Here is a 22,114-nt window from a genome sequence, read left to right as displayed (position 1 = left end):
AAGATCAATTCAAAGTACTGTTTTATATCCCAATTTGTTCAACTTAAGCTTTTATTAACCTGTTTATTTATATTTTATAAAACAAAACTAATATTAAGAGGTAAATGCTATAATTAGGAGGTGAACTAATGGCATTAAAAGAAAATTTTGTAATCAATCTTCAAGGAAAATCCTATGTAACATATGAAGGACTATTGGATTTAGCCCATCAGAAAAAATTAAAATCAATTGAAGTAGAATTAATACAAGTTCCTACTAAAGAAAATAACATGACAGCTATATGTAAAGCAACCGCAATATCTGAAAATGGTAAATTCATAGACTTTGGCGATGCAAGTCCTCAATCGGTTAATATAAATATAGAACCACATTTAATTAGAATGGCCTCCACTAGAGCTAAAGCAAGGGCTTTACGAGATTTAACTAATGTAGGTATGACAGCTATTGAAGAAATTAACATAGATGAAATTAATGAAACTCCTCAATTTAATACTAATGAAAAACAAGATATTAACTTTTCAATAGATGAACCTCCAACTAAAAGGCAAATTGAAACAATACAAAATCTTTCTGACTCTTTAAATATAAATGTAGATATAAACTCCCTTACTAAAAAAACTGCTGGAACCCTAATTTCTAAAATGCTAAATCAAAAATATAAAAGACACTAAAATGTTATAGAAATGATGCTGCTTAAAGCAGCATCATTTCTATTCAACTGGTTTTAATCTAGCTGTAAAGTGTCTTAAAACTTTTGGTTCATAGGTAAATTCATAACCTTTTAGTTGGTCCTTTCTCTTATAGATATTTTTAAGTGCTTCTGCTATAACATCCATATGATTATATGTATATACTCTCCTTGGAATAGTTAGTCTCAATAACTCAAGAGGTGACTCTAACTGCTCACCAGTATCAGGGTCTCTGCCTAATAAGAAAGAACCTATTTCAACTCCTCTAACTCCTGCTTCTTTATATAATTCTACACATAAAGCTTGAGCTGGAAATTGGTAATAAGGAATATGTGGCAGCATTTTTTTAGCATCTACAAATACCGCATGACCTCCTACAGGTTTTTGAATAGGTATTCCTGCTTCATCTAGTTTCTTCCCTAAATATTCTACTTGACCAATTCTAGAGCTTAAATATGATTCGTCTACAACTTCCCTTAAACCTCTTGATAATGCTTCCATATCTCTACCAGCTAGTCCTCCATAAGTTGGGAAGCCTTCAATAGGTACCAATGATTGTCTTACTAAGTTATAAAGCTCTTCATCGTTTTTAATTGCTATCATACCACCTATATTTACAATACCATCTTTTTTAGCACTCATAGTTAATCCTTCACCATAAGAAAACATTTCTTTTACTATTTCTCTAATACTTTTATCTTTATATCCTTCTTCTCTTCGTTTTATAAAATAAGCATTTTCAGCAAACCTTGCAGCATCAAAAAATACCTTTAATCCGTATTTATCAGCAATTTTTCTAACTTCTTTAATATTTTCCATTGATACAGGCTGTCCACCTGCACTATTACAAGTAACTGTTATAAGAATAAAGGCACAGTTTTCTGCTCCCTTTTCTTTTATAAAGCTTTCTAATTTCTCTATATCAAAGTTTCCTTTGAAAGGATGTTCTTTTTCTGTATCAAAAGCATCTTCGGTAATTAGGTTTACTGCTCTACCGCCCTTTAATTCTATGTGTGCCTTTGTAGTATCAAAGTGCATATTTCCTAGTACATACTGTCCTTTTTTTATTAGAATAGGAAATAAAACGTTTTCCGCACCTCTACCTTGATGTGTAGGTATAAAATAATTATAGCCTATAATCCCTCTTACTGTATCCTGTAAGTTATAAAAGTTTCTACTACCTGCATAGGATTCATCTCCTAACATAATTCCAGCCCATTGGTTATCACTCATAGCACCTGTACCACTATCTGTTAATAAGTCTATATATACATCTTCAGCTTTTAATCCAAATACATTATAACCTACCTCTTTTATTTTCTTTTCCCTTTCTTCTTTAGGTATAAGTCTAATTCTTTCTACCATTTTAATTTTATATGGTTCTGCCATTTTATCGTACATTAATTAATCCCTCCTTATGAAGACATAATATATTAATGCAATAAAAAATTCTACTATAATATATTCTATATATTATAGTATCCTCCTTTAAATTTATAGAATTTATTAAAAATTTGTAATTTTTATATTGATTTAGAAGTCATAATATGATAAAATTTCTTTAAATTAAAAACATTTTACAAATTCTGTGAACAGGAGTAGTAGTTAGTTCACCTAATCAAAGCGAACCGAGGTTGGTGTGAGCTCGGTATTGGGTTTCTAGCGAATGGACCTGGGAGAAGCTAAGCGAAATCTTAATTATTAAGAGAGTAGCTCAAGCCGGGAGTTTCCCGTTATAGGAATAGGATATCGAGCAAATAATTGCTCCGTATCTGAAAAAGTGAGATAGTTTTTACTATCTAACCAGGGTGGTACCGCGAAATTAAGTCTTTCGTCCCTTAGGGATGGAAGACTTTTTTTATTTCTAAAAAAATTAAGGTGGTGATATGAATGCTTTGAAGAGAAGATACTGATAAACCATACTGGTACGGCTTTAATATTAAAAAAATAAAAAGGAGAGATTTTTTATGAATTTAAGAAAAAGTATTTTAACTGCATTACTTTTGGCTATAGGATTTATTCTTCACCAAATAGTTCCAGGAACCTTAGGAAGCATGAAATTTGATTTAATGCTTTCATTCATTTTTGTTTCTTTATTAATAAATAATAACTTTAAAAATGCTATTCTAACAGCTTTATTAGGTGGTATAATTACAGCTTTAACTACAACTTTTCCCGGTGGACAAATACCAAATTTAATCGATAAACTAATTACTTGTGTAATACTCTTTTTCTTAATAAAGTTTCTATCTAAAATAAAGTTAAATAACTTTTCTGTAGGAGTAATATCTTTTATTGGTACTATTATAAGTGGCACTGTTTTTCTACTTTCTGCCCTATTAATAGTAGGGCTGCCTGTTCCATTTAAGGTGTTGTTTATAGGAATAGTACTACCTACTTCTATAACGAATACATTTATTACAATAATTATATATAAAGCTGTTTTAACAGCGTTAAAACTTTCAGGCATAAAAATAGCAGCGGAGAATTAGTTCTCCCTGCTATTTTTATTGTCTTTTTCAATTTTTTTCTTAATTATAAGGTCTGTAATTATTTTACTTACCTTGTGAGCATCATGTCTAACATAATTTTTCTTTATATCTATTAAATCCTCTTTAATTACTTTTATGTTCATCTTATTTAACTCTTTTTCTTGATTATCTGAGATAATAACCGATTGTGCTCCATCCTCATGATATTTTTTTAAAACACTTTCTGGAATTTCTTCATTATTTACAATTACATAGTCTACAATATCTATTTTTCCATGTTTTAATAAAGCCTTTACATGGTCTAATACATCATAATTATCAGTTTCTCCAGGCTGAGTCATTACATTAGATACATAAATTTTAACTGCATCAGATTTCCAAATATGATAACTTAAATCCTTAACTAAAAGATTTGGAATAACACTTGTATATAAACTTCCTGGACCTAGTACTATTCCATCAGCTTCATTGATTGCATCAATGGCTTCTTTTAATGGATAGCTTTCCTTTGGATTAATAAAAACCTCATCTATTTCACTGCCTAGCTCTTTATTTTTAATAGGTATTTTGGATTCTCCTTCAATTATTTCACCATTTTTTAATTTGGCATATAGTTTTACATCTTCTAATGTCATAGGAAGTACCCTTCCCGTAACGGCTAATACATTACTTATTTCTTTTATTGCCCTCTCAAAATTACCATATATCTCATTCATTGCTGCGATAAAGAGGTTACCAAAGTTCTGACCTTTAAGCTTTCCTTCTTTAAATCTATGTTGTAATACTTTTTCCATAACAGGTTCTGTATCTGCTAAGGCTAATATACAGTTTCTAATATCTCCTGGAGGAAGCATCCCTAAGTCTTCTCTTAATACTCCAGAGCCTCCACCATCATCCGCAACTGTAACTATAGCTGTAATATTAGATGTATACTCTTTCAACCCCCTTAGTAATACAGATAATCCTGTTCCTCCTCCTATAGCTACTATTTTAGGTCCCTTTTCTAATACCTTTTTTTTATATAAAACCCTATTGACTGAGTCTACATTTAAATTACCATCTGAACTTTGTAGTAGTTTTAAAACAGAATTAAAACCTTTTTTAAAAGACAGTATAACAAGAAGTCCTCCCAATAGTAATAGTATTATATATATTATTGGGTTATTTATTAGCAAAACTAGTTCATAAGAAATAGGGGTTATACCAATTATTAGACATATAAGCCCAATCCCCCCAATAATAATCCATTTTTTAGTGTTAAAGCTTAATTTAATCCAATCTAATATCTTCATATTGCTAAACCCCTTTATTATTTACTACAGTCTCTATGATCAATTATCACTCTATACTCCTTCTCTTTTAAATTTTCATAAAGTACGTTAGCAATTGTTACTGACCTATGTTTTCCCCCAGTACAACCTATTGCAATCACAAGTTGAGTTTTCCCTTCCTTAATGTAATAAGGAATTAGGAAATTTATTAAATCTATAAGTTTTTCAACAAATTGTTTTGTTTGATCCCAGTTCATTACATAATTTCTAACCCTTTTATCATTGCCTGTAAATTCTTTTAATTCTTCAATATAATGTGGATTTGGTAGAAATCTTACATCAAAAACTAAATCTGCATCAAGTGGAATACCATGTTTGAATCCAAAGGATAGAATTGATATAGTTAAATTTTCAGTTTCCTTTCCTTCTAAAAATATTTTTCTAATTTCTTCTTTTAACATGCCAACTGTTAAATTTGTTGTATCTATTATATTATCAGCTTTTTTTCTAACTTCTTTTAATTTTTCCCTTTCACTTTTCAAACCATCTATTATTCTACCTTCAGGACTTAAAGGGTGTTGTCTTCTAGTTTCCTTAAATCTTTTTATAAGTACCTCATCAGAGGCATCTAAAAACAGGATTCTATATTTAAAGCCTTGTTTCTCCAAAATTTCTAGGCTATGGAATAAGTCGTTAAAAAATTTTCCTCCTCTAATATCAGCAACTATTGCTACCTTATTTATACTTCTCTTTGACTGAAAACATAAATCGGCAAATTTAGGTAGCAGTGCAGGTGGAAGGTTGTCCATACAGTAGAAACCAATATCCTCCATAACCTTCATAGCTTGACTTTTCCCTGCACCAGAAAGACCTGTTATTATAACAAATTCCATTTAATTTATCCCCTTTCTTTTGTTAGTCAGTTACATTAATTATCCTATCTACACTTAGACCAGCTTCTTTGGCTCTTTTTATACCTTCATCTAGATTCCCCACATCCTCCGGTCTGTGTGCATCGCTACTTATTATAAACTTTACATCTTCTTTCATAGCAATTTTAATGTATTCTACTGTCAATTGCCCATGACTTGCATTTATTTCTAATGCTGTTTTTCTTTTTGCTGCAGCTTTAGCTAATTTTCTTGTATCAATATCAACTTTTGCCCCTGGATGAGTTATTAAATCTATATTATATCTATTTATTGCATTTACTAAAGCCTGTGTATTATAATATCTTGCAGTTTTCCCTATTGATGGTATAATTTTTCCTGCATAATTCATTCCATAAAGCTTAAGAGCATCAGATATTGAAGCAGGCTTTGCCCCAAAGTGAAAACCTACTAGCAAAATATCTAAATACTTCATTATATCGTCATCTACATCTATATCTCCTTCATAGCTTATTATATTAGCTTCAACTCCTAATAATATTTTAATATCATTATATATACTATTTAATCTATCTACTTCTTCCCTCATCCTTTTAAGATTTTCTCTTTTTACCCCGAACCCCATATGGCTTGGTCCATGGTCACAAATAGCTATTTCCTTCAATCCCTTTTTTCTGGCACTTTCTACATTTTGTCTTATAGTTCCTTTACCATGGCTATAAACTGTATGTGTATGAAAATCTCCAATTATTTTCATTTGTTATCACTCCACTATTCTTCACCTATTATTTTTACTTCGGGTTCAAGTTCTACTCCAAATTTATCTTTTACAGTCTTTTGTACTATTTTTATTAATGTCAACACTTCTTCACATGTTGCATTTCCTATGTTTACTATAAATCCAGAATGAAGGTCAGAAACTTGGGCATTCCCATATTTTAATCCTTTTAATCCTGCATCTTGAATCAGTTTACCAGCATAATGTCCCTTTGGTCTTTTAAAGGTACTACCTGCACTAGGCATTGAAAGAGGTTGTTTTGCATTTCTTTTCTCTGTAAGTATATCCATTTCCTCTTTTATCTCATTATAGTCCCCTTTACAAAGCTCCATTTCTACCTCTAATACTATAAGATTTTTCTTCTGTACTAAACTTTTTCTATACCCAAAATCCATTTCTTCGTTTGTATATTCATATACATTTCCATCTCTATCCATACACTTTACTTTTTTTACAACATCCTTCATTTCTCCTCCATAGGCCCCTGCATTCATAGTAATAGCTCCACCTAAAGAACCAGGGATTCCACTTGCGAACTCTAGTCCTTTTAGAGAATTCCTTAATGCAACCTTTGATAGTTTTGATAAAAGTATTCCAGCCTGGGCTATAATTCTGTTGCCCTCTACTTTTATATCACTAAAGTTTTCTGAAATTTTTATAACAAGTCCCCTTATTCCCTTGTCACTTACTAAAAGATTTGATCCATTTCCTATAATATAAAAATTAATATTATTCTCTTTACAGAACTTCACAGTATTTGATATTTCATCTATGTTTTTTGGTAAAACCATAATATCAACTGGTCCACCGATTTTAAAAGAAGTATGGTCTTTCATCGGTTCATCTAATAAAATAGTTCCTTCAATTATTTTTCCCTTTAAATTATTGTATACAACTTCTTTTTCCAACACTATCAACTCCTATGAATTTTATTGACTAAAAAAACCTTCAATTAAAAGTATAGCCTTTTTGGTTTTATTAAACAACAGTAATTATTTCGTATTTAATATTTGATATACTTGCTTTTTAGCATCTTCTAAAGCTTTGCTACTTGTTTTTTTGCCTATAACCGCAAGTCTAACCTGATTTTGAAGTATTCTATCAATTTTTTTCCACTTACCATGTCTAGGAATAGTCTTAGTATATGAGATAATATCTTCTACCCTTTTCATTTTTTCATCGTATAAATACATCCCTTTAATTCCCTTTTTCACAGGAAAAACTCCTAATTTTTCTAGCTCTCTTTGGTTATCATTATTAACAAGAAATTTTAGAAATTTTACACACATCTTTAATTTTTCCTCATTTTCTTGCTTAAAAATAGCATAGGCACTTACACTATTATTAAATGAAATTGGTATCCTTCTGTCTCCTATTGGATAATTAGCAACTGTAAACTCAAATCCTTTGCCTTTTTCATATAGTTTTTGAAGTACTCTTACAGCCCAAGAGCCTGTTGGATATACAGCTACTTTCTTTTTATTATAAAACATATCCCATGCTGTATTCTCATCATAAAGACCAAAATCCTCTGGTGTAACTTTATATTTCTTTTTTAAATCTACTAACTTCTGTAATCCACTTAACGCTTTTTCACCATAAAAGACATATTGACCATTATTATCTATTATTTCAGCACCATCGCTTAATATTATTCCCCAAATATTATAATAATTTGGCTCTATAAAAGAAACAAAACCATAATAATCTATTTTTCCATCACCATCTGAATCATATGTTAGTTTTTTCATTTTATCTATAAATTCCTCATATGTCCAATTTCCATCTATTGGAGGCTCAACTCCTCTTTGTCTAAAAAGTTCAAGGTTTAAATACATAGCATATGTTGTCATCATAAATGGCATGCCCCATATTTTTCCATTATACTTTACTGCTTTTAAAGCTTGAGGTTTAAATTTATTTATTTCTGACTTAGTTAAAAAAGAATCTAATGGTTCTAATACTTCTTTTGTCATAAATAAGGGGTCTGTTCCCACTGGGGCAATATCTGGTAAATTTCCAGTTTGTAATCCAACTTCTAATTTAATAGGACCTTTCTTCCAGTCAATTGGCTCAAATTCTATAAATACTCCAGGGTTTTCCTTTTCAAATTTCCTTATTTTACTCATTATCCAGCTGTATCTGCTTCCAGTATTTATATTTAATCTAGGAAAGTCCCATAACCTTATTACACCTTTCCATTGACTTTTTTCTTCATCAACTGTCTCCTTATTTTTATCTTTTTTAATCGGAGTATGTGTAAAAAAATATATTGGCCAGGTTATTATAAATATTATTAATAAAATGGTAGAAAGTACTCTTATCTTACGCATATTATTAAGCCACCCCCTTATATACCTATTCTTTTTATAGGGGGTTTATGTTTATTTTAACTACCATACAATAAAAATGCTGATGGAATATTCCATCAGCATTTTTATCAATTTACATAAAATTATGTAACATTGCTGCTCCTATAATTCCTGCATCATTTTTAAGTTGAGCAATTACAATATCAGCAAATTTCACCTCATTAAAAATTACATATTTAGGAACTTCTTCTCTAATTTTATCTAATAAGAACTCTCCTGCCTTAGATATACCTCCACCAATTGCAATTATCCCAGGGTCCATAATATTGATAAGACTACCTATTCCAATTGATAGATATTTTACCATTCTATCTACTGATTTATTAGCTAGTTCATCTCCTTCTTTAGCAGAATCAAAAATAATTTTTGCATTTAATTTATCTAAATCACCATCTATTTTATCCATAATAATTGTATCTTTGTAACCTTCTTTAATTAATTTTTTAGTATATTTAATTAATGCAGTAGCTGATGCAAATGTCTCAAGACATCCATTATTACCACAATTACAGTCATAAAAATTTTCACCAACAATCATATGACCTATTTCTGAGCCTATACCGTGACTACCATTAAATATCTTATCATTAATTATAATAGAGCCACCTACGCCTGTTCCCAATGTTAAGAATAGTGAATTTTTATATCCTTTAGTAGAACCTTTAACTGCTTCAGCTAATCCTGCAACTGTAGCATCATTTTCTATATATACAGGGAGATTAAAATGTTCTTTTAGATTTTTACCTAAAGGTACATTTCTCCATTTTAAATTTGTACAATAAATAACTATATCATGGTTTACATCTGCAATTCCAGGTATACCTATACCTATAGATTTAACAGTATTCCCCTTTTCTTCTACTTCTTTTTTTAAATCTGATATTAAATCTATAATATCTTTTTCAATTGCTTCATATCCTCTATGAACATTAGTAGCAGTTTCTTTTTTCTTAACAATATCTCCTGATTCATCAACAATTCCTGCTTTTATAGCTGTACCACCTATATCTACTCCTATATACATAAATACCCCCCTTTTACATTTTTGATGTATCTGTAGTTTCTAAGAATCTAATCTTTTTCTTACTTTTTAAGTAATTTTTAAATCTTTCTACATTTAGATTCATTATAAGTTCTTCAGGCATATCTATGTCCCTAAAAATACTTAATACTTTGTCAAATTTTCCTACATCAAAGGCCACATGAGAATCACTACCTACAACAACCTTTACTCCATATTTCTTACAAAGTTGTGCAATTTCAATACAGTTTTCCCTACTTCCTTCTCTTGATACGGAAAATGAACTATTGTTAATTTCAACAAGGGTATTAGTCTCTTTAGCCTTTAGTACAAATCTTTCTTTATCAATAGGAAATACAGGATTTCCAGGATGGACAATAACATCTACATAATCATTTTCCATAGCATTAAGTATTGCATTTGTATTTTCCTCAATGGAACCTGGATCAATACATGGTGGATGTAATCCAGCCAAAACAATATCCAATTTTTCAAGTACTTCATCTGGAACATCCAATTTTCCATTGTAATCTATTATATTTGCTTCTACTCCCCTTAAAATTTCAACACCATATATTTTTTCTGGTATAACCTTAAGATTACCTATATGAAAAATATGAGGACCTCCTGGCATTTCTGGCCCATGGTCAGTTATCCCTATCATTTCAAGTCCTTTATTATTGGCTTCCCTTGCAATTTCTAAGACTGTACTATATGCATGTCCACTGGATATAGTATGACAATGGGTATCTATAACAAATTTCAATCTAACACACCCTTTCAACTTTAATCTTCAACCTTTGCCTCTTGAAAATCCCCCATTAATCTGTCATTTAATTCCTTAGCTGCATTATATCCCATTCTCTTCTGTCTATGGTTCCTTGCTGCTACTTCAAGAATCATTGCTAAGTTTCTACCAGGCTTAACTGGAATAGTAATTTTCGGTACCTTAGTATTTAATATTTCTGTATATTCTTCATCTAATCCAATTCTGTCATACTCTTTGTTTTCATCCCAATATTCTAATTCTATAACTAACTCTATTGCCTTGGAATTTCTTACAGCCCCTACTCCATATAATCTCTTTATATCTAAAATACCTATTCCTCTAATTTCTAAGAAATGTCTTATTACCTCTGGTGCAGTTCCTTTTAAGACTCCTTCTTCTACCTTACGAATTTCAACAGCATCATCTGCTACAAGTCTGTGACCTCTTTTTATTAACTCTAATGCAGTTTCACTTTTACCAACACCACTTTTTCCTATAATAAGAATACCTATACCATAAACATCAACTAATACTCCATGTATAGTAATTTGTGGTGCTAATATATCATCAAGGTAATTTAGGACTTTCTTTATGAACTTTGTTGTAGCTAGTTCACTTCTTAAAATAGTTCTTCCATAATGTTTAGCTGCATTTAACATCTGTGGAAATATCTCTAACTTTCTTGTAACTACTACAGCTGGTATATCATATTTGAAAAAGTTGTTAAGTCTTTCTTCTAATGTTTTTTCATCAAGATTAGATAAATAACTCCACTCCACTTGCCCAATTATCTGTAGTCTTTCATAGGCAAAATGGCTATAATGCCCTGCTAGCTGTAATCCAGGTCTATTAAGATCACTTATTGTTAATCGTGTTTTTGGATTATCTGGCATATATATTACTTCTAACCCCATGTCTTTAGCTAATCTATCTACTGTTAATGAATTCATAACATCCTCCTATGTTAATAGTAATTTTATTACATAAAAACTATTCTTCAGGAATTACTACTCCAGCAACTATATATGCAATTATACCTCCTATACCAGCAGTAAATATTGTAATAAAAGCCCAAATAAGTCTAATTATTGTAGAATCTACCTCAAAATATTCACCTAATCCTCCGCAAACACCTAACAATTTTCTATCTCTAACTGAACGTGTTAATTTCTTTTCCATTACTTATTCCCCCTCTCTCTATTATATTACTTTTATATTATAGAGTAAATAAAATCAGAAGTTAATTATATATAGTAATATATTTAATCATTTAATTTTCCCTAAAAAAGTTGTAAACTGACTTAGCTGCCCTTTTATTCATTCCTTCAACACTAGCCAATTCTTCTATATCTGCTTCTTTTATTTTATCTACAGACCCAAATTTTTTAAGAAGAGCCATTTTTCTCTTTTTCCCAATACCATTTATATCATCTAATACAGACCTAAATACCTTTTTATCCCTTAAACTCCTATGGTAACTTATAGCAAATCTATGTGCTTCATCTTGAATTCTTGTAATAAATCTAAATACATTACTATTATTAGAAAGATCTATTTCTTTATTTTTATATATTATTCCCCTAGTATTATGAAAGTCATCTTTAACTAGTCCACAAACTGGTATATTTATATTCAAAGAATCTAAAATTTTTTGAGTAGCATTTATCTGTCCTTTTCCTCCATCAACCATTATTAAATCGGGAAATACAGAAAAACTTTCTATTCCTATTTCATTATTTTTTATCATTTCCCTTTCCTTTAAACCCCTTTTAAATCTTCTATATAGTATTTCCTCCATACTTTTATAATCATTGGGACCTATAACAGATTTTATTTTAAATCTTCTATAATCACTTTTTTTAGGCTGTCCGTCTTCAAACACAACCATTGAACCTACAGATTCAACACCTTGAATATTTGAAATATCAAATGCTTCAATTCTTTTAGGTAATCTGTCTAAATTCAGAAGCTTTTCTAACTCTTTAATTACTTCTTTAATTTTTTCCATTTTCTTTTTAATTCTATCACTATACTGTTTTAAGGTTTCTAGGGCATTCTTTCTTACCATTTCCATTAACTTATTCTTTTCTCCTCTTTTAGGAACTTTAATATATACTTTTGAACCTCTCTTTTCACTTAACCATTTACCTATTATATCTTTGTCTGTAAAATCTTCCTCAACTAATATTTCCTTTGGGACATAGGCTGACCCTAAATAAAATTGTTTTATAAATGAACTTAAAACCTCTTTTCTATCCATTTCATCAGTATTATTTAGAATAAAATGTTCCCTTCCCATTACTTTTCCTGACCTAACAAAAAATACTTGGACACATACCTCATCTATTCCTCTTGCCATACCAATAATATCTTGATCTACTAAATTAGTAGAGACAACCTTTTGTTTCTCTAATACATGTTTTAATGAAATTATTTGGTCTCTGTATCTTGCTGCACTTTCAAAATCTAATTTTTTTGAAGCTTCCTTCATTTTCTCCTCAATTATCTCTATAAGCTTATCCTCTTTACCATTTAAAAACATTATTATTTCTTTTATCATTTCATCATATTCTTTCTTACTTACATTACCTTGACATGGCCCTAAACATCTACCTATATGATAGTTAAGGCAAGGTCTTTCCTTTCTGTGTATTTTTCCCATATTCTTTTTACACGTTCTTACTGGATATAGGTTTCTAATAATATTAATAGTATCATTTACAGCTGAAGCACTAGTATAAGGACCAAAGTACTTTGCACCATCCTTTTTAATTCTTCTTGTTTTAATAACTCTCGGGTATTCTTCATTAGTTGTAACTTTAATATATGGATATTGCTTATCATCCCTCAATAGTACATTGTATTTAGGTTTATGTTTTTTAATTAAATTACATTCTAATATCAATGCCTCTACTTCAGTATCTGTTATAATATATTCAAATTCATGGATATTCTTTACCATTGCATTTACTTTAGCTGTTTTATTTTTTGATGATTGAAAATATTGTCTTACCCTTTTTTTTAGAGAAACAGCCTTTCCTACATATATAATTTGGCCTTTTTCATCCTTCATTAAATAAACCCCTGGCTCATCAGGAAGTTTCTTTAGCTCTTCATCTATATTAAACATATTAATATCCCCTTCTAATAATTCTTTTTATAACACATCAGGAATTATATAAGTTAAAATAAGTAATAGAACATAATTTCTGCAATCTGTTCTAAAAAATTTCTTATGAAGACTTTTTATATAATAATATACCATAATTGAGTACTTTTTAAAATTCGTATATAATTTAACTTGATGGGTATCCTTGAAAGTAACAAAGGAGGAATAAACTGTGTCAACTATTAGAAAAACTATTAATTTCTTTATCTCTTTTTTTATAGCAATTGTATTTATGTCATTATTATCCTATATAATCAGTCCGTTTATAAGTAAGCTTAGTAATGAAACCGTAAGTAATATAGTATATCCTATATTTTTTACACTAATTTTTGTTACCTTTACTTTAATACAGGCTTTATTAAGATATCTTCATAGTAAGAAAATATTAAAAGAAAATACTGTTTTATTATCTGTTAAGGCTGAGCAATTTAGACTAGGAGAAAAGCTTTGGTTTTATGGAGTTATTATACTAATATATTTTGCACCTTTATTAAAAAACTTATCTCTAGAATATATTAATTGGGCGAGAGTAGTTTTATTTATAGCTTCTATTATAGTATTTGAGTTTCTGCTTAAGTATTCAAGTGAAACTGTAAAAATACACTTTATGAGAAATGGAATATTAGTTTCTGGATTTGATATAAGAATTAACCTTCCAATTGCTTATAATACTGAAATACATAATGATTCAGGTTATTATAGCTATAATGACGTAGATAGTTATTTTATTTTCCCAAATCATGTGGAATTATTTTTAATATTAGAGCAAGGTAGGTTAGTATTTAATGCAGATAATGAAATTAAAAGACAAATTACTGGTCTATTAAAACAGAAGAAAATTAAGATGAGAAAATATTTATAGAAAAACACCGTATTTTTCTACGGTGTTTTTTTAGTTTTTATTAAACTAAATTAGCTCCAATTTTAAATGCTTTTTCCGTAATTTTTATGTTGTTAGAAGTTGAATTTTTTTCAAAACACTTAGTAGCTACAATTCTTGATACCTTTTTCAATCCCATAGGCTCAAGGGACTTTTCGAGATATCTAAAGTATTTTTTAAAGAAGATTTTAAGGGGAGCTGCTTGAGTATAAACCATAATAAGCTTCTTTTCTCCAAATCTAGGTTTATGTTCATTATCTGTTAATGGATAAAAACGATCTAATAATAACTTTGTTTGTGCTGATACTTGATGTATATAGACAGGAGAGCCAATCACTAAAGCATTTGCTTCTTTAACATCATCATATATTTTAACCATATCATCTTGAACACAACATTTTTCATTTTTCCTACAGTAAAGGCATCCTTGACATCCCTTTATATTCATATCATTTAAATAATATAGCTTAGTTTCTGCTCCTTTTTTCTTTGCACCTTCTAATACTTTATCTACAATAGTGCTTGTATTGCCATTTTTTCTTGGACTTCCTACAAATCCAACTACTCTCATATTTATTCCTCCTTAATGAAAAAAGTAAATTAATCTAATTTTGAAATTATTTCTTTTACTTTATTTAATGATAATGAAAGTTCCTTTAAATCCTCTTCACTCAAATTAGCTAATTTCTTTTTAAGGTTTCCAGCTACTAGAGCTTTATGATTTTCTATTAATTCTTTACCCTTTTTTGTAATTTGAATGTCTATATACCGTCTATCTTCCTCATTCCTTATACGCTCAACTAAATTTTCTTTAATAAGCTTTTGAATAAGTGGAGTCATATTAGGTTTTGATATAAATAGATGTTTACCAATTTCAGAAATAGGTAATTTTCCTAAATCATCAAGTAAAAATAGAATTTGTAAATGAGATGGCGATAAGTCAATAGCTTTATTATGTTTATGAGGTTTTATCAATTTTTTTTTGAATAGAGGAAGTATACTAAATATGCTTTCTACAATAGGTTCTAAAGAATTATTATTCATAATTTCACCCCATTAAAAAATATGTTGTTTTTCTCATTAATTAAGTTTATAATAGTTATGTAATTATAATAGTTATAAAAATATAACTATCTACTTTTATAATATTTCTTTTATTAACAAATGTCAACATTTAAAGACGTAGCTATAATTAAGAAAGGAGATAATTTTATGAATCCAAGAAGTGCTAGACTAGGAGAAGAAAAGGTCAGTAAACTATTACTTAAATTATCATTTCCAGCAGCAATTGCTATGATGGTAAATGGGCTGTATAACGTTGTTGATACAATATTTATTGGTAAAGGGGTTGGTTCATTAGCAATCGGTGGTTTAGCTATAGCTTTTCCAATTCAAATGTTAATTATGGGATTAGCTCAGATGGTTGGAATTGGTGCAGCTTCAGCTGTATCAAGAAGTTTAGGTGCTAATAAAGTTGAAAGGGCTAACCAAATTGCAGGAAACGGATTTATATCAGTTTTAGTTTTGGTTGGTCTTTTTACTATATTGGGTTTAAACTTTACAGAAGAATTATTAACTATTTTTGGTGCAACAAATACTCTACTTCCCTATGCCAATGATTATACTAAAATCATCCTTATAGGTAGTATCTTTTTTGCTTTTGCTGTAATGTCTAATAACCTTATTCGTGCTGAGGGGAATGCAAAAGTAGCAATGATTACTATGATTTTAGGTGCTGGAATTAACATTATTCTAGATCCTGTATTCATTTTTGCATTTAATCTTGGTATTAGTGGAGCTGCTTTAGCTACAATAGTTTCACAGTTTATCTCTTTCTGTTACGTTCTATTTTATATTTATAGTGGTAAAAGTTCTTTAAAAGTAAAACTTCATCACTTTATGCCAAACTGGAATATTATTAAAGAAATATTTTCGGTAGGGTTTTCTGCCTTTGCTAGGTCATCTACTAGTACAATTTTCGCAATTGTTGTTAATAATTCATTAAGAATTTATGGAGGAGATATAGGAATTACAATATTTGGTATTGTCAATCGAGTTATTGCTTTCTTATTTCTCCCTATCATTGGTGTAGTACAAGGTATGCAACCAATTGCAGGATTTAACTATGGTGCTAGAAAGCTAGAAAGGGTAAATAAAGTTATTAAATTGTCTATTATGGCTTCTACAGTTTTAGCATTAATAGGTTGGATTATTGGAGAATCAATTCCACATGTTATTTTTAGGGCCTTTACTGAAGATGTGAATTTAATAAAACAAGGCTCCTTTGTTTTTAGAATAGTAATTGCTATGGTACCTTTACTTGGTGTTCAGTTTGTTGGAGCAACAGTATTTCAAGCTATAGGTAAAGCAATGCCGGCTTTGATCTTATCTTTGTTAAGACAGTTTATATTATTAACACCTTTAATATTAATTTTACCAAGACTATTCAATCTACAGCTATTTGGTGTATGGTTAGCATTCCCAATTGCTGATATATTAGCTAGTATAATCACTATATTACTTATGAAAAAACAAATATCTGAAATTAATATAAAGTTAAATGCAGGACTATAATTAATAATTTTAAACAAAAAGAGAAGGAACACTAAATTCCTTCTCTTTTTATTATCCTAAACAACTAAACGGAAATTATAATTCCCCTAACCTTTTTGTTTTTATCTAATATTAATCCTATATTATCCCCAATTTTTAAATCCTTAAATTTTATGTTCATTTTTTTATCATTTCTCTGTAAAACAATAACAACATTCTCTTTTACTTCTAATAAAGGAGTAACTTCAATACTATTATCATCATAATGCTGTTCTAGTGTAATCTTCCTTTTTTCATAATCAATATCTGTTATCATCCCGTAGACAAAAACTTCTCCATTTAAATAGTCACATTCTTCAACATCATCAAAGGTTTTAATTATAGCTTTATTTTCTTCATTTTCCCAACTTACTTTAGCATTCATTGCTTCAGCAACAAATCTTAAAGGTACATAAACCCTATCATTATAAATAAATGGTTCCGTATCTGTTGAAACTTCTTTATTATCTACTTCAATTTTTATATTATTAAAATATACTTTTATTTCTTTTAAAAAGTCCTCTGCAAAACTAGCCGTTGTACTAATAGATACTATTAGTAGTATAACTAAAATAAATTTTATCCTTTTAATTTTCAATCCCCCCTTGTATTGGAACATTTTATCCATCATTATTAACAAATTTATTTAAAAATATACGATTATAATTATCTAGAGCTGATTTTAATTTTTATCTTCTTTATCTATATCTTCCTTTTTTATTTCCTCAACCTTATCCTCTATATTATCTTTTACATCTCCTGTTAAGTAATTAGGAAGCTCCATTCCAGCCATTTTGAAAATATCATCAAAAGGAGGGATTGACTTTAACATTCCAGATAAAAAGTTTGCTGTCATAGGAGTTTGTTTATCTCCTCCCATTGAATCCCAAACAGTAACTTTATCTATCTTAATGTTCTTTATTGCTTCAACTTGAGTCTTAACTAGTTCAGGAAGTTTATCTGCAATCATTAATGTAACAGCATCTTTAGCATTACCACCTGCTGCCTCAACTATTTTTTCAAAACCTTCAGCCTGTTTACTTAATATTTCCATTTTACCCTTAGCTTCTGCTTCCATTTTCATTAACACACCATCTGCTTCCCCTCTTGCTTTACGTCTAATTCTTTCGGCTTCTGCTTCTGCCTCTATTTCTGCTTTTTGTTTTTCTATTTCTGCTGGAATAACTATGTCTGCAATCTTAGTAGCCCTTTGTTTTTCTGCACGTGTCTTTTCTGCCTCCTGTTCTGCAAGATATGCCTCTTCAAGGGCTTTAGCTGTTTGAACCTTTTCTGCTGCAATTGCTTTTCTATTAGCTTCAGCTTCTCTTTGTCTTCTTTCAGCTTCCGAATTGGCAATAGATATTTTAGCTTTATTTTCTCCTTCAACAGCCGTTGCATTTGCTTCAGACACTCTAATTCTTTCATCCCTCTTAGCATTAGCTTCACCAATTGCACCATCACGATTTTTCTCAGCAACTGTTCTTTTGGCATCATTAATAGCCTTTGCAGCTGCTTCTTTACCTAATGCTTCTATATATCCTGATTCATCTTTTATATCTGTAACATTTACATTTATTAATTTTAAACCAATTTTTTTAAGTTCTGCCTCAACATTTGTAGTTACATTTGCCAAAAATTTATCTCTATCAGCATTTATCTCTTCAATATCCATTGTTGCAATTACTAACCTTAGCTGACCAAAGATTATATCTTTTGCTAGCTCCTGAATTTCATCTAGCTGTAATCCCAGTAGCCTTTCTGCTGCATTATTCATAACTCCGGGCTCAGTAGAAATACCAACTGTAAATCTTGAAGGAACATCTACTCTAATATTTTGCTTACTTAAGGCATTTTTTAAGTTTACTTCTATTGAAATAGGTGTTAAATCTAAAAATTCATAACTTTGTATAACAGGCCATATAAAAGCAGCCCCTCCATGTATACACTTTGCAGAACGAAAAGCACCATCTGAACCCTTTCCTACCTTACCATATACTACTAGTACCTTGTCTGCTGGACATTTTTTATATCTAGTAAAGATAGCAGCTAAAGTTGCAAATATTACTACAACAACAATACTAATTAGTATTATTGAATAACCCATAACAATATCCCCCTTTTATTTATCCACTTTTTCAACTAAAAGTAATTGGTCATTTAATACTTTTACAACCTTTACCATTTCTCCAGATTTTAATTCTTCCCCATCTGTTACTGCTTCAATCTCCCTTAATGAACCTTGAATTTCAATATGAACCTTTCCCCTTCCTTTTCTATTTGCAGGTATCTTAATATATACTTCTCCTATACGGTTTATAGCATTTGTCAAATCCATATTTCCACTTTCAGTTAATCTGTTCATAAAATAAAAAGTACCTGCGACAATAAGCATTAAAATTAAAGCTAGAAAAATAGCTAATATTAATGTAACTGTTTTGCTAAAACCTGCATTTATTGCAGCAATTCCAGTCCATCCGAATACTGTAAAAAATATTATAAAGTTCCTCACTGTAAATAAAGGAAATGAATCAAAATCTAAAAATGCATCAAATACATCTACATCTCCATCCATTCCCATAAAGGTTAAGACAACCTGCACTATAAATGCTAGAGAAAACGGTATTGCAAAATACCAAAATATCTTCTCAAACCCCGTTATTCCGTTCCACCAATCCACCAACACCCTCCTTTCCTAAAAATAAATTCCATTTATTTCCACAGCACATATATATGCTTTCTTTATTTTATTAATACTTACTTTTATACATAAAAAAAGCTGATGGGTATATACCCATCAGCTTTTTATGTGTAATTTTTAATTAAGTTTTCTAATAATTAAACTTTTTATCATATTATATATACCAAATCCTAATATTGCCCCTAACACATTTAATATTAAATCATCAACATCAAATACTCCAATACCAGTTATTAACTGTATCAATTCAAATATCAAACTTATAATAAAAGCAATAATAAATATCTTGCTTAGCTTTTTTAACCTTTCAATTAGAAAAGGTAATATAAAGCCTAGTGGAATAAAAGCTATAATGTTGGCACCAATATTCAATTTACTTATTTTAATATTGTCTTCACTAATCAAATAGTAGAATATAGTTTTCATAGGAATAAAATTACTATAAAGTATTCTTCTTTTAAAATTCTCTATATTGGTCTGTTCAATTGCTTCAATAATAGCCTTAATTGGATACTTTAAAATGATAACTTTTATTAATAGTAATAGATACATGAAAAATATTACCCAAGAAAAAATTTTAAAAAGTTTATTGTTAAAATTTATTTTTTTCAAAATCAGCCTCCTTTGTTTTGAAATAAATATTCTTCGTTGTAAAACAAAACCTACTATATTTTTCATTTGCTACACATTTATATTATAATATAAATCCCTATTTTAATTATTAAACATATAAAAAAAACCGGCAAAACTCGCTTCTGCTAAGCGACCTAGTTCCCCTTCGGCTGTTGCTTGCAAGTCTTAAGCACCCCTCTAGTATGGTAAGGGATTTCATCCTCGCAACCTTAATTTTTATTGTCTTATAAAATTTTTCATTATACTTAAATACATCATTTGCCTTTGTTTCAGCAATTCGTTAAAATATGCTTGCTTATATAATAAAAAATATGGGCTGAGTAATTCAGCCCATTCAGTAATTTTCAATTCTCAATTTTCCATTTTCAATTGTGTTACTTCGTTTCTCCCAAATATGCCTTTTGAACCTCATCATTATTTAAAAGTTCATTACCTTCACCCTCAAGGACTATACTTCCTGTTTCTAGAACATATCCGTAATCAGCAATCTCTAATGCTGCTTTTGCATTTTGCTCAATTAATAGAATTGTAACTCCTTGTCTATGAATTTCTTTAATTATTTCAAAAATATCCTTAACTATAAGGGGTGCTAACCCTAATGATGGTTCATCCATCATTAAAAGCTTAGGCTTAGTCATAAGGGCCCTTCCTACAGCAAGCATCTGCTGTTCACCACCTGACATGGTACCAGCCTTCTGCCATTTCCTTTCTGCAAGTCTCGGAAATAGTTTATAAACAAGCTCCATATCCTTTTTAATTTCACTTTTATCCTTACGAATATAAGCACCTAAAGTTAAATTTTCCTCAACGGTTAAATTGGCAAAAACTCTTCTACCTTCTGGAACTAAAACTGCTCCCATTTCAACTATTTCCTTTGTTTCTTTATTAGTTATATCAGTATCATTATAATTTATTTTACCCTTTGAACCCCTTACAAGGCCCATAATTGTTCTAAGTGTTGTGCTTTTACCTGCTCCGTTAGCTCCTATTAATGTAACTATCTTATTTTTAGGTACATCTATATTTATACCCCTTAGTGCATGTATACCTCCATAATGAACATTTAAATCTTTTATTTTCAACATATTAATCCACCCCTAAATAGGCTTCTATTACTTTTTCATCATTTTGAATTTCCTTTGGTGTTCCTTCAGCAATAGTAACACCATGATCTAAAACATATATTTTTTCACATACTCCCATTACAACCTGCATATGATGTTCAATCATGAAAATAGTTAAATCAAATTTATCTCTAATATCATGTATAAATTCCATTAACTCAAAAGACTCTTGAGGATTCATCCCTGCTGCAGGCTCATCTAACAATAAAATCTTTGGATCTGTTGCCAAAGCCCTTGCTATCTCTAGTCTCCTCTGTTTACCATAAGGTAGGGAGGAAGCCATTTCATCCTTTACATCATCTAATCCTACTTCTTTTAATAGTTCCATAGACTTTTCATACATATGTTTTTCCTGTCTAATATAATTAGGTGTTCTTAACACAGAAAAAAGTATGTTTGATTTTAGTCTTAAATGATTTGCAACCAAAACATTATCTAATACAGATAATTCCTTGAAAAGTCTAATATTCTGAAAGGTTCTTGCTATACCTAATTTAGTAACCTCATGGGATTTAATTCCTGTAATATCCCTTCCGTCAAAAAATATACTCCCTTTAGTAGGCTTATAAACCCCTGTTAACATATTAAATACTGTGGTTTTTCCTGCACCGTTTGGACCAATCAAACCGACTATTTCCATTTCTTTTATATCCATAGCAAATTTTGATACAGCTGTTAATCCACCAAATTTCTTTGTTAAATTATTAGTTCTTAATAAAGACATCCCTTTCACTTC

23 protein-coding genes and 1 other annotated feature are annotated in these 22,114 nt (G+C 29.8%); of the genes, 4 read left to right on the top strand and 19 right to left on the bottom strand.

What is annotated here, in order from left to right:
• Positions 1-128: 128 nt before the first annotated feature.
• Positions 129-671: a hypothetical protein gene (locus BET03_RS11375; protein ID WP_120170418.1), complete on the top strand. Its 543-nt coding sequence runs from the start codon at positions 129-131 to the stop codon at positions 669-671.
• A 39-nt stretch (positions 672-710) separates the two neighbouring features.
• Here BET03_RS11375 and BET03_RS11370 read toward each other — a convergent pair whose 3' ends face one another.
• Complete coding sequence (locus BET03_RS11370) at positions 711-2,090, bottom strand: tryptophanase (RefSeq protein WP_120170417.1); 1,380 nt, start codon at positions 2,088-2,090, stop codon at positions 711-713.
• Positions 2,091-2,268: 178 nt separating this feature from the next.
• Positions 2,269-2,531, top strand: a binding site (T-box leader).
• A gap of 125 nt (positions 2,532-2,656) precedes the next feature.
• On the opposite strand from BET03_RS11370, the gene BET03_RS11365 reads away from it, so the two are divergent.
• Complete coding sequence (locus tag BET03_RS11365) at positions 2,657-3,181, top strand: tryptophan transporter (RefSeq protein WP_120170416.1); 525 nt, start codon at positions 2,657-2,659, stop codon at positions 3,179-3,181.
• Here BET03_RS11365 and BET03_RS11360 read toward each other — a convergent pair.
• The 10 genes from BET03_RS11360 to uvrC form a co-directional block, all read right to left on the bottom strand.
• Positions 3,178-4,473, bottom strand: a complete 1,296-nt coding sequence (locus BET03_RS11360) for a gluconeogenesis factor YvcK family protein (RefSeq protein ID WP_120170415.1) — start codon at positions 4,471-4,473, stop codon at positions 3,178-3,180. The genes BET03_RS11365 and BET03_RS11360 overlap by 4 nt on opposite strands.
• A 17-nt stretch (positions 4,474-4,490) precedes the next feature.
• On the bottom strand, positions 4,491-5,345 hold the full coding sequence (gene rapZ / locus BET03_RS11355) for an RNase adapter RapZ (protein ID WP_120170414.1): 855 nt from the start codon (positions 5,343-5,345) through the stop codon (positions 4,491-4,493).
• 22 nt (positions 5,346-5,367) lie between these two features.
• The gene (locus tag BET03_RS11350) at positions 5,368-6,099 is read right to left on the bottom strand and encodes a PHP domain-containing protein (RefSeq protein WP_120170412.1); all 732 of its coding nucleotides are present in this window, start codon (positions 6,097-6,099) and stop codon (positions 5,368-5,370) included.
• Positions 6,100-6,113: 14 nt separating this feature from the next.
• Entirely contained in the window at positions 6,114-7,028 is a 915-nt protein-coding gene (gene murB / locus BET03_RS11345; RefSeq protein ID WP_207666070.1) for a UDP-N-acetylmuramate dehydrogenase, read from the bottom strand.
• Positions 7,029-7,112: 84 nt separating this feature from the next.
• Positions 7,113-8,453: an ABC transporter substrate-binding protein gene (locus BET03_RS11340; RefSeq protein WP_183108845.1), complete on the bottom strand. Its 1,341-nt coding sequence runs from the start codon at positions 8,451-8,453 to the stop codon at positions 7,113-7,115.
• Positions 8,454-8,565: 112 nt separating this feature from the next.
• On the bottom strand, positions 8,566-9,516 hold the full coding sequence (locus tag BET03_RS11335; RefSeq protein ID WP_120170409.1) for an ROK family protein: 951 nt from the start codon (positions 9,514-9,516) through the stop codon (positions 8,566-8,568).
• Between the two features lie 13 nt (positions 9,517-9,529).
• Entirely contained in the window at positions 9,530-10,279 is a 750-nt protein-coding gene (locus BET03_RS11330) for a phosphatase (RefSeq protein WP_120170407.1), read from the bottom strand.
• A gap of 20 nt (positions 10,280-10,299) precedes the next feature.
• Positions 10,300-11,232: an HPr(Ser) kinase/phosphatase gene (gene hprK / locus BET03_RS11325; protein ID WP_120170406.1), complete on the bottom strand. Its 933-nt coding sequence runs from the start codon at positions 11,230-11,232 to the stop codon at positions 10,300-10,302.
• A 40-nt stretch (positions 11,233-11,272) separates the two neighbouring features.
• Positions 11,273-11,461 (bottom strand): PspC domain-containing protein, encoded by a 189-nt coding sequence (locus BET03_RS11320; protein WP_120170404.1) that lies wholly within the window; start codon positions 11,459-11,461, stop codon positions 11,273-11,275.
• Positions 11,462-11,552: 91 nt separating this feature from the next.
• Complete coding sequence (gene uvrC / locus BET03_RS11315) at positions 11,553-13,412, bottom strand: excinuclease ABC subunit UvrC (RefSeq protein ID WP_120170402.1); 1,860 nt, start codon at positions 13,410-13,412, stop codon at positions 11,553-11,555.
• A 211-nt stretch (positions 13,413-13,623) separates the two neighbouring features.
• Here uvrC and BET03_RS11310 point away from each other — a divergent pair, with 211 nt between their 5' ends.
• Entirely contained in the window at positions 13,624-14,313 is a 690-nt protein-coding gene (locus BET03_RS11310) for a hypothetical protein (protein ID WP_120170400.1), read from the top strand.
• Positions 14,314-14,353: 40 nt separating this feature from the next.
• On the opposite strand, the gene BET03_RS11305 is transcribed toward BET03_RS11310, so the two are convergent.
• Positions 14,354-14,902 carry a flavodoxin family protein gene (locus tag BET03_RS11305; RefSeq protein ID WP_120170399.1) on the bottom strand — a complete coding sequence of 183 codons (549 nt, stop codon included), beginning with the start codon at positions 14,900-14,902 and terminating at the stop codon, positions 14,354-14,356.
• A 29-nt stretch (positions 14,903-14,931) separates the two neighbouring features.
• Entirely contained in the window at positions 14,932-15,375 is a 444-nt protein-coding gene (locus BET03_RS11300) for a MarR family winged helix-turn-helix transcriptional regulator (protein ID WP_120170398.1), read from the bottom strand.
• Between the two features lie 168 nt (positions 15,376-15,543).
• On the opposite strand from BET03_RS11300, the gene BET03_RS11295 reads away from it, so the two are divergent.
• Positions 15,544-16,905, top strand: coding sequence for an MATE family efflux transporter (locus BET03_RS11295; protein WP_120170397.1), 1,362 nt, complete (start codon positions 15,544-15,546; stop codon positions 16,903-16,905).
• A 64-nt stretch (positions 16,906-16,969) separates the two neighbouring features.
• Here BET03_RS11295 and BET03_RS11290 read toward each other — a convergent pair whose 3' ends face one another.
• From BET03_RS11290 to BET03_RS11265, 6 genes are all read right to left on the bottom strand, one after another.
• A complete protein-coding gene (locus tag BET03_RS11290; RefSeq protein ID WP_183108844.1) occupies positions 16,970-17,521 on the bottom strand; it encodes a copper amine oxidase N-terminal domain-containing protein in 552 nt (183 codons plus the stop codon).
• Positions 17,522-17,605: 84 nt separating this feature from the next.
• Complete coding sequence (locus tag BET03_RS11285; protein ID WP_120170394.1) at positions 17,606-19,027, bottom strand: flotillin family protein; 1,422 nt, start codon at positions 19,025-19,027, stop codon at positions 17,606-17,608.
• A 15-nt stretch (positions 19,028-19,042) separates the two neighbouring features.
• Positions 19,043-19,600, bottom strand: a complete 558-nt coding sequence (locus tag BET03_RS11280; RefSeq protein WP_120170392.1) for an NfeD family protein — start codon at positions 19,598-19,600, stop codon at positions 19,043-19,045.
• 138 nt (positions 19,601-19,738) lie between these two features.
• Positions 19,739-20,233, bottom strand: coding sequence for a VanZ family protein (locus BET03_RS11275; protein WP_183108843.1), 495 nt, complete (start codon positions 20,231-20,233; stop codon positions 19,739-19,741).
• A gap of 395 nt (positions 20,234-20,628) precedes the next feature.
• Entirely contained in the window at positions 20,629-21,339 is a 711-nt protein-coding gene (locus BET03_RS11270; RefSeq protein ID WP_120170390.1) for an ABC transporter ATP-binding protein, read from the bottom strand.
• A gap of 1 nt (position 21,340) precedes the next feature.
• Positions 21,341-22,102, bottom strand: a complete 762-nt coding sequence (locus BET03_RS11265; RefSeq protein ID WP_120170389.1) for an ABC transporter ATP-binding protein — start codon at positions 22,100-22,102, stop codon at positions 21,341-21,343.
• Positions 22,103-22,114: the final 12 nt, after the last annotated feature.

The sequence above is a fragment of the Thermohalobacter berrensis genome (assembly GCF_003609645.1).
Taxonomy (GTDB): domain Bacteria; phylum Bacillota; class Clostridia; order Tissierellales; family Thermohalobacteraceae; genus Thermohalobacter; species Thermohalobacter berrensis.
The sequence above is the reverse complement of the archived record's forward strand: the minus strand, read 5'-3'. Positions and strand labels throughout refer to the sequence as shown.

What these genes read in the sequence shown, in the direction of transcription:
- BET03_RS11375 (WP_120170418.1), top strand. Translation starts at nt 129, where the DNA reads ATGGCATTAAAAGAAAATTTTGTAATCAATCTTCAAGGAAAATCCTAT.
- BET03_RS11370 (WP_120170417.1), bottom strand. Translation starts at nt 2,090, where the DNA reads ATGTACGATAAAATGGCAGAACCATATAAAATTAAAATGGTAGAAAGA.
- BET03_RS11365 (WP_120170416.1), top strand. Translation starts at nt 2,657, where the DNA reads ATGAATTTAAGAAAAAGTATTTTAACTGCATTACTTTTGGCTATAGGA.
- BET03_RS11360 (WP_120170415.1), bottom strand. Translation starts at nt 4,473, where the DNA reads ATGAAGATATTAGATTGGATTAAATTAAGCTTTAACACTAAAAAATGG.
- rapZ (WP_120170414.1), bottom strand. Translation starts at nt 5,345, where the DNA reads ATGGAATTTGTTATAATAACAGGTCTTTCTGGTGCAGGGAAAAGTCAA.
- BET03_RS11350 (WP_120170412.1), bottom strand. Translation starts at nt 6,099, where the DNA reads ATGAAAATAATTGGAGATTTTCATACACATACAGTTTATAGCCATGGT.
- BET03_RS11340 (WP_183108845.1), bottom strand. Translation starts at nt 8,453, where the DNA reads ATGCGTAAGATAAGAGTACTTTCTACCATTTTATTAATAATATTTATA.
- BET03_RS11335 (WP_120170409.1), bottom strand. Translation starts at nt 9,516, where the DNA reads ATGTATATAGGAGTAGATATAGGTGGTACAGCTATAAAAGCAGGAATT.
- hprK (WP_120170406.1), bottom strand. Translation starts at nt 11,232, where the DNA reads ATGAATTCATTAACAGTAGATAGATTAGCTAAAGACATGGGGTTAGAA.
- BET03_RS11320 (WP_120170404.1), bottom strand. Translation starts at nt 11,461, where the DNA reads ATGGAAAAGAAATTAACACGTTCAGTTAGAGATAGAAAATTGTTAGGT.
- uvrC (WP_120170402.1), bottom strand. Translation starts at nt 13,412, where the DNA reads ATGTTTAATATAGATGAAGAGCTAAAGAAACTTCCTGATGAGCCAGGG.
- BET03_RS11305 (WP_120170399.1), bottom strand. Translation starts at nt 14,902, where the DNA reads ATGAGAGTAGTTGGATTTGTAGGAAGTCCAAGAAAAAATGGCAATACA.
- BET03_RS11300 (WP_120170398.1), bottom strand. Translation starts at nt 15,375, where the DNA reads ATGAATAATAATTCTTTAGAACCTATTGTAGAAAGCATATTTAGTATA.
- BET03_RS11295 (WP_120170397.1), top strand. Translation starts at nt 15,544, where the DNA reads ATGAATCCAAGAAGTGCTAGACTAGGAGAAGAAAAGGTCAGTAAACTA.
- BET03_RS11285 (WP_120170394.1), bottom strand. Translation starts at nt 19,027, where the DNA reads ATGGGTTATTCAATAATACTAATTAGTATTGTTGTTGTAGTAATATTT.
- BET03_RS11270 (WP_120170390.1), bottom strand. Translation starts at nt 21,339, where the DNA reads ATGTTGAAAATAAAAGATTTAAATGTTCATTATGGAGGTATACATGCA.
- BET03_RS11265 (WP_120170389.1), bottom strand. Translation starts at nt 22,102, where the DNA reads ATGTCTTTATTAAGAACTAATAATTTAACAAAGAAATTTGGTGGATTA.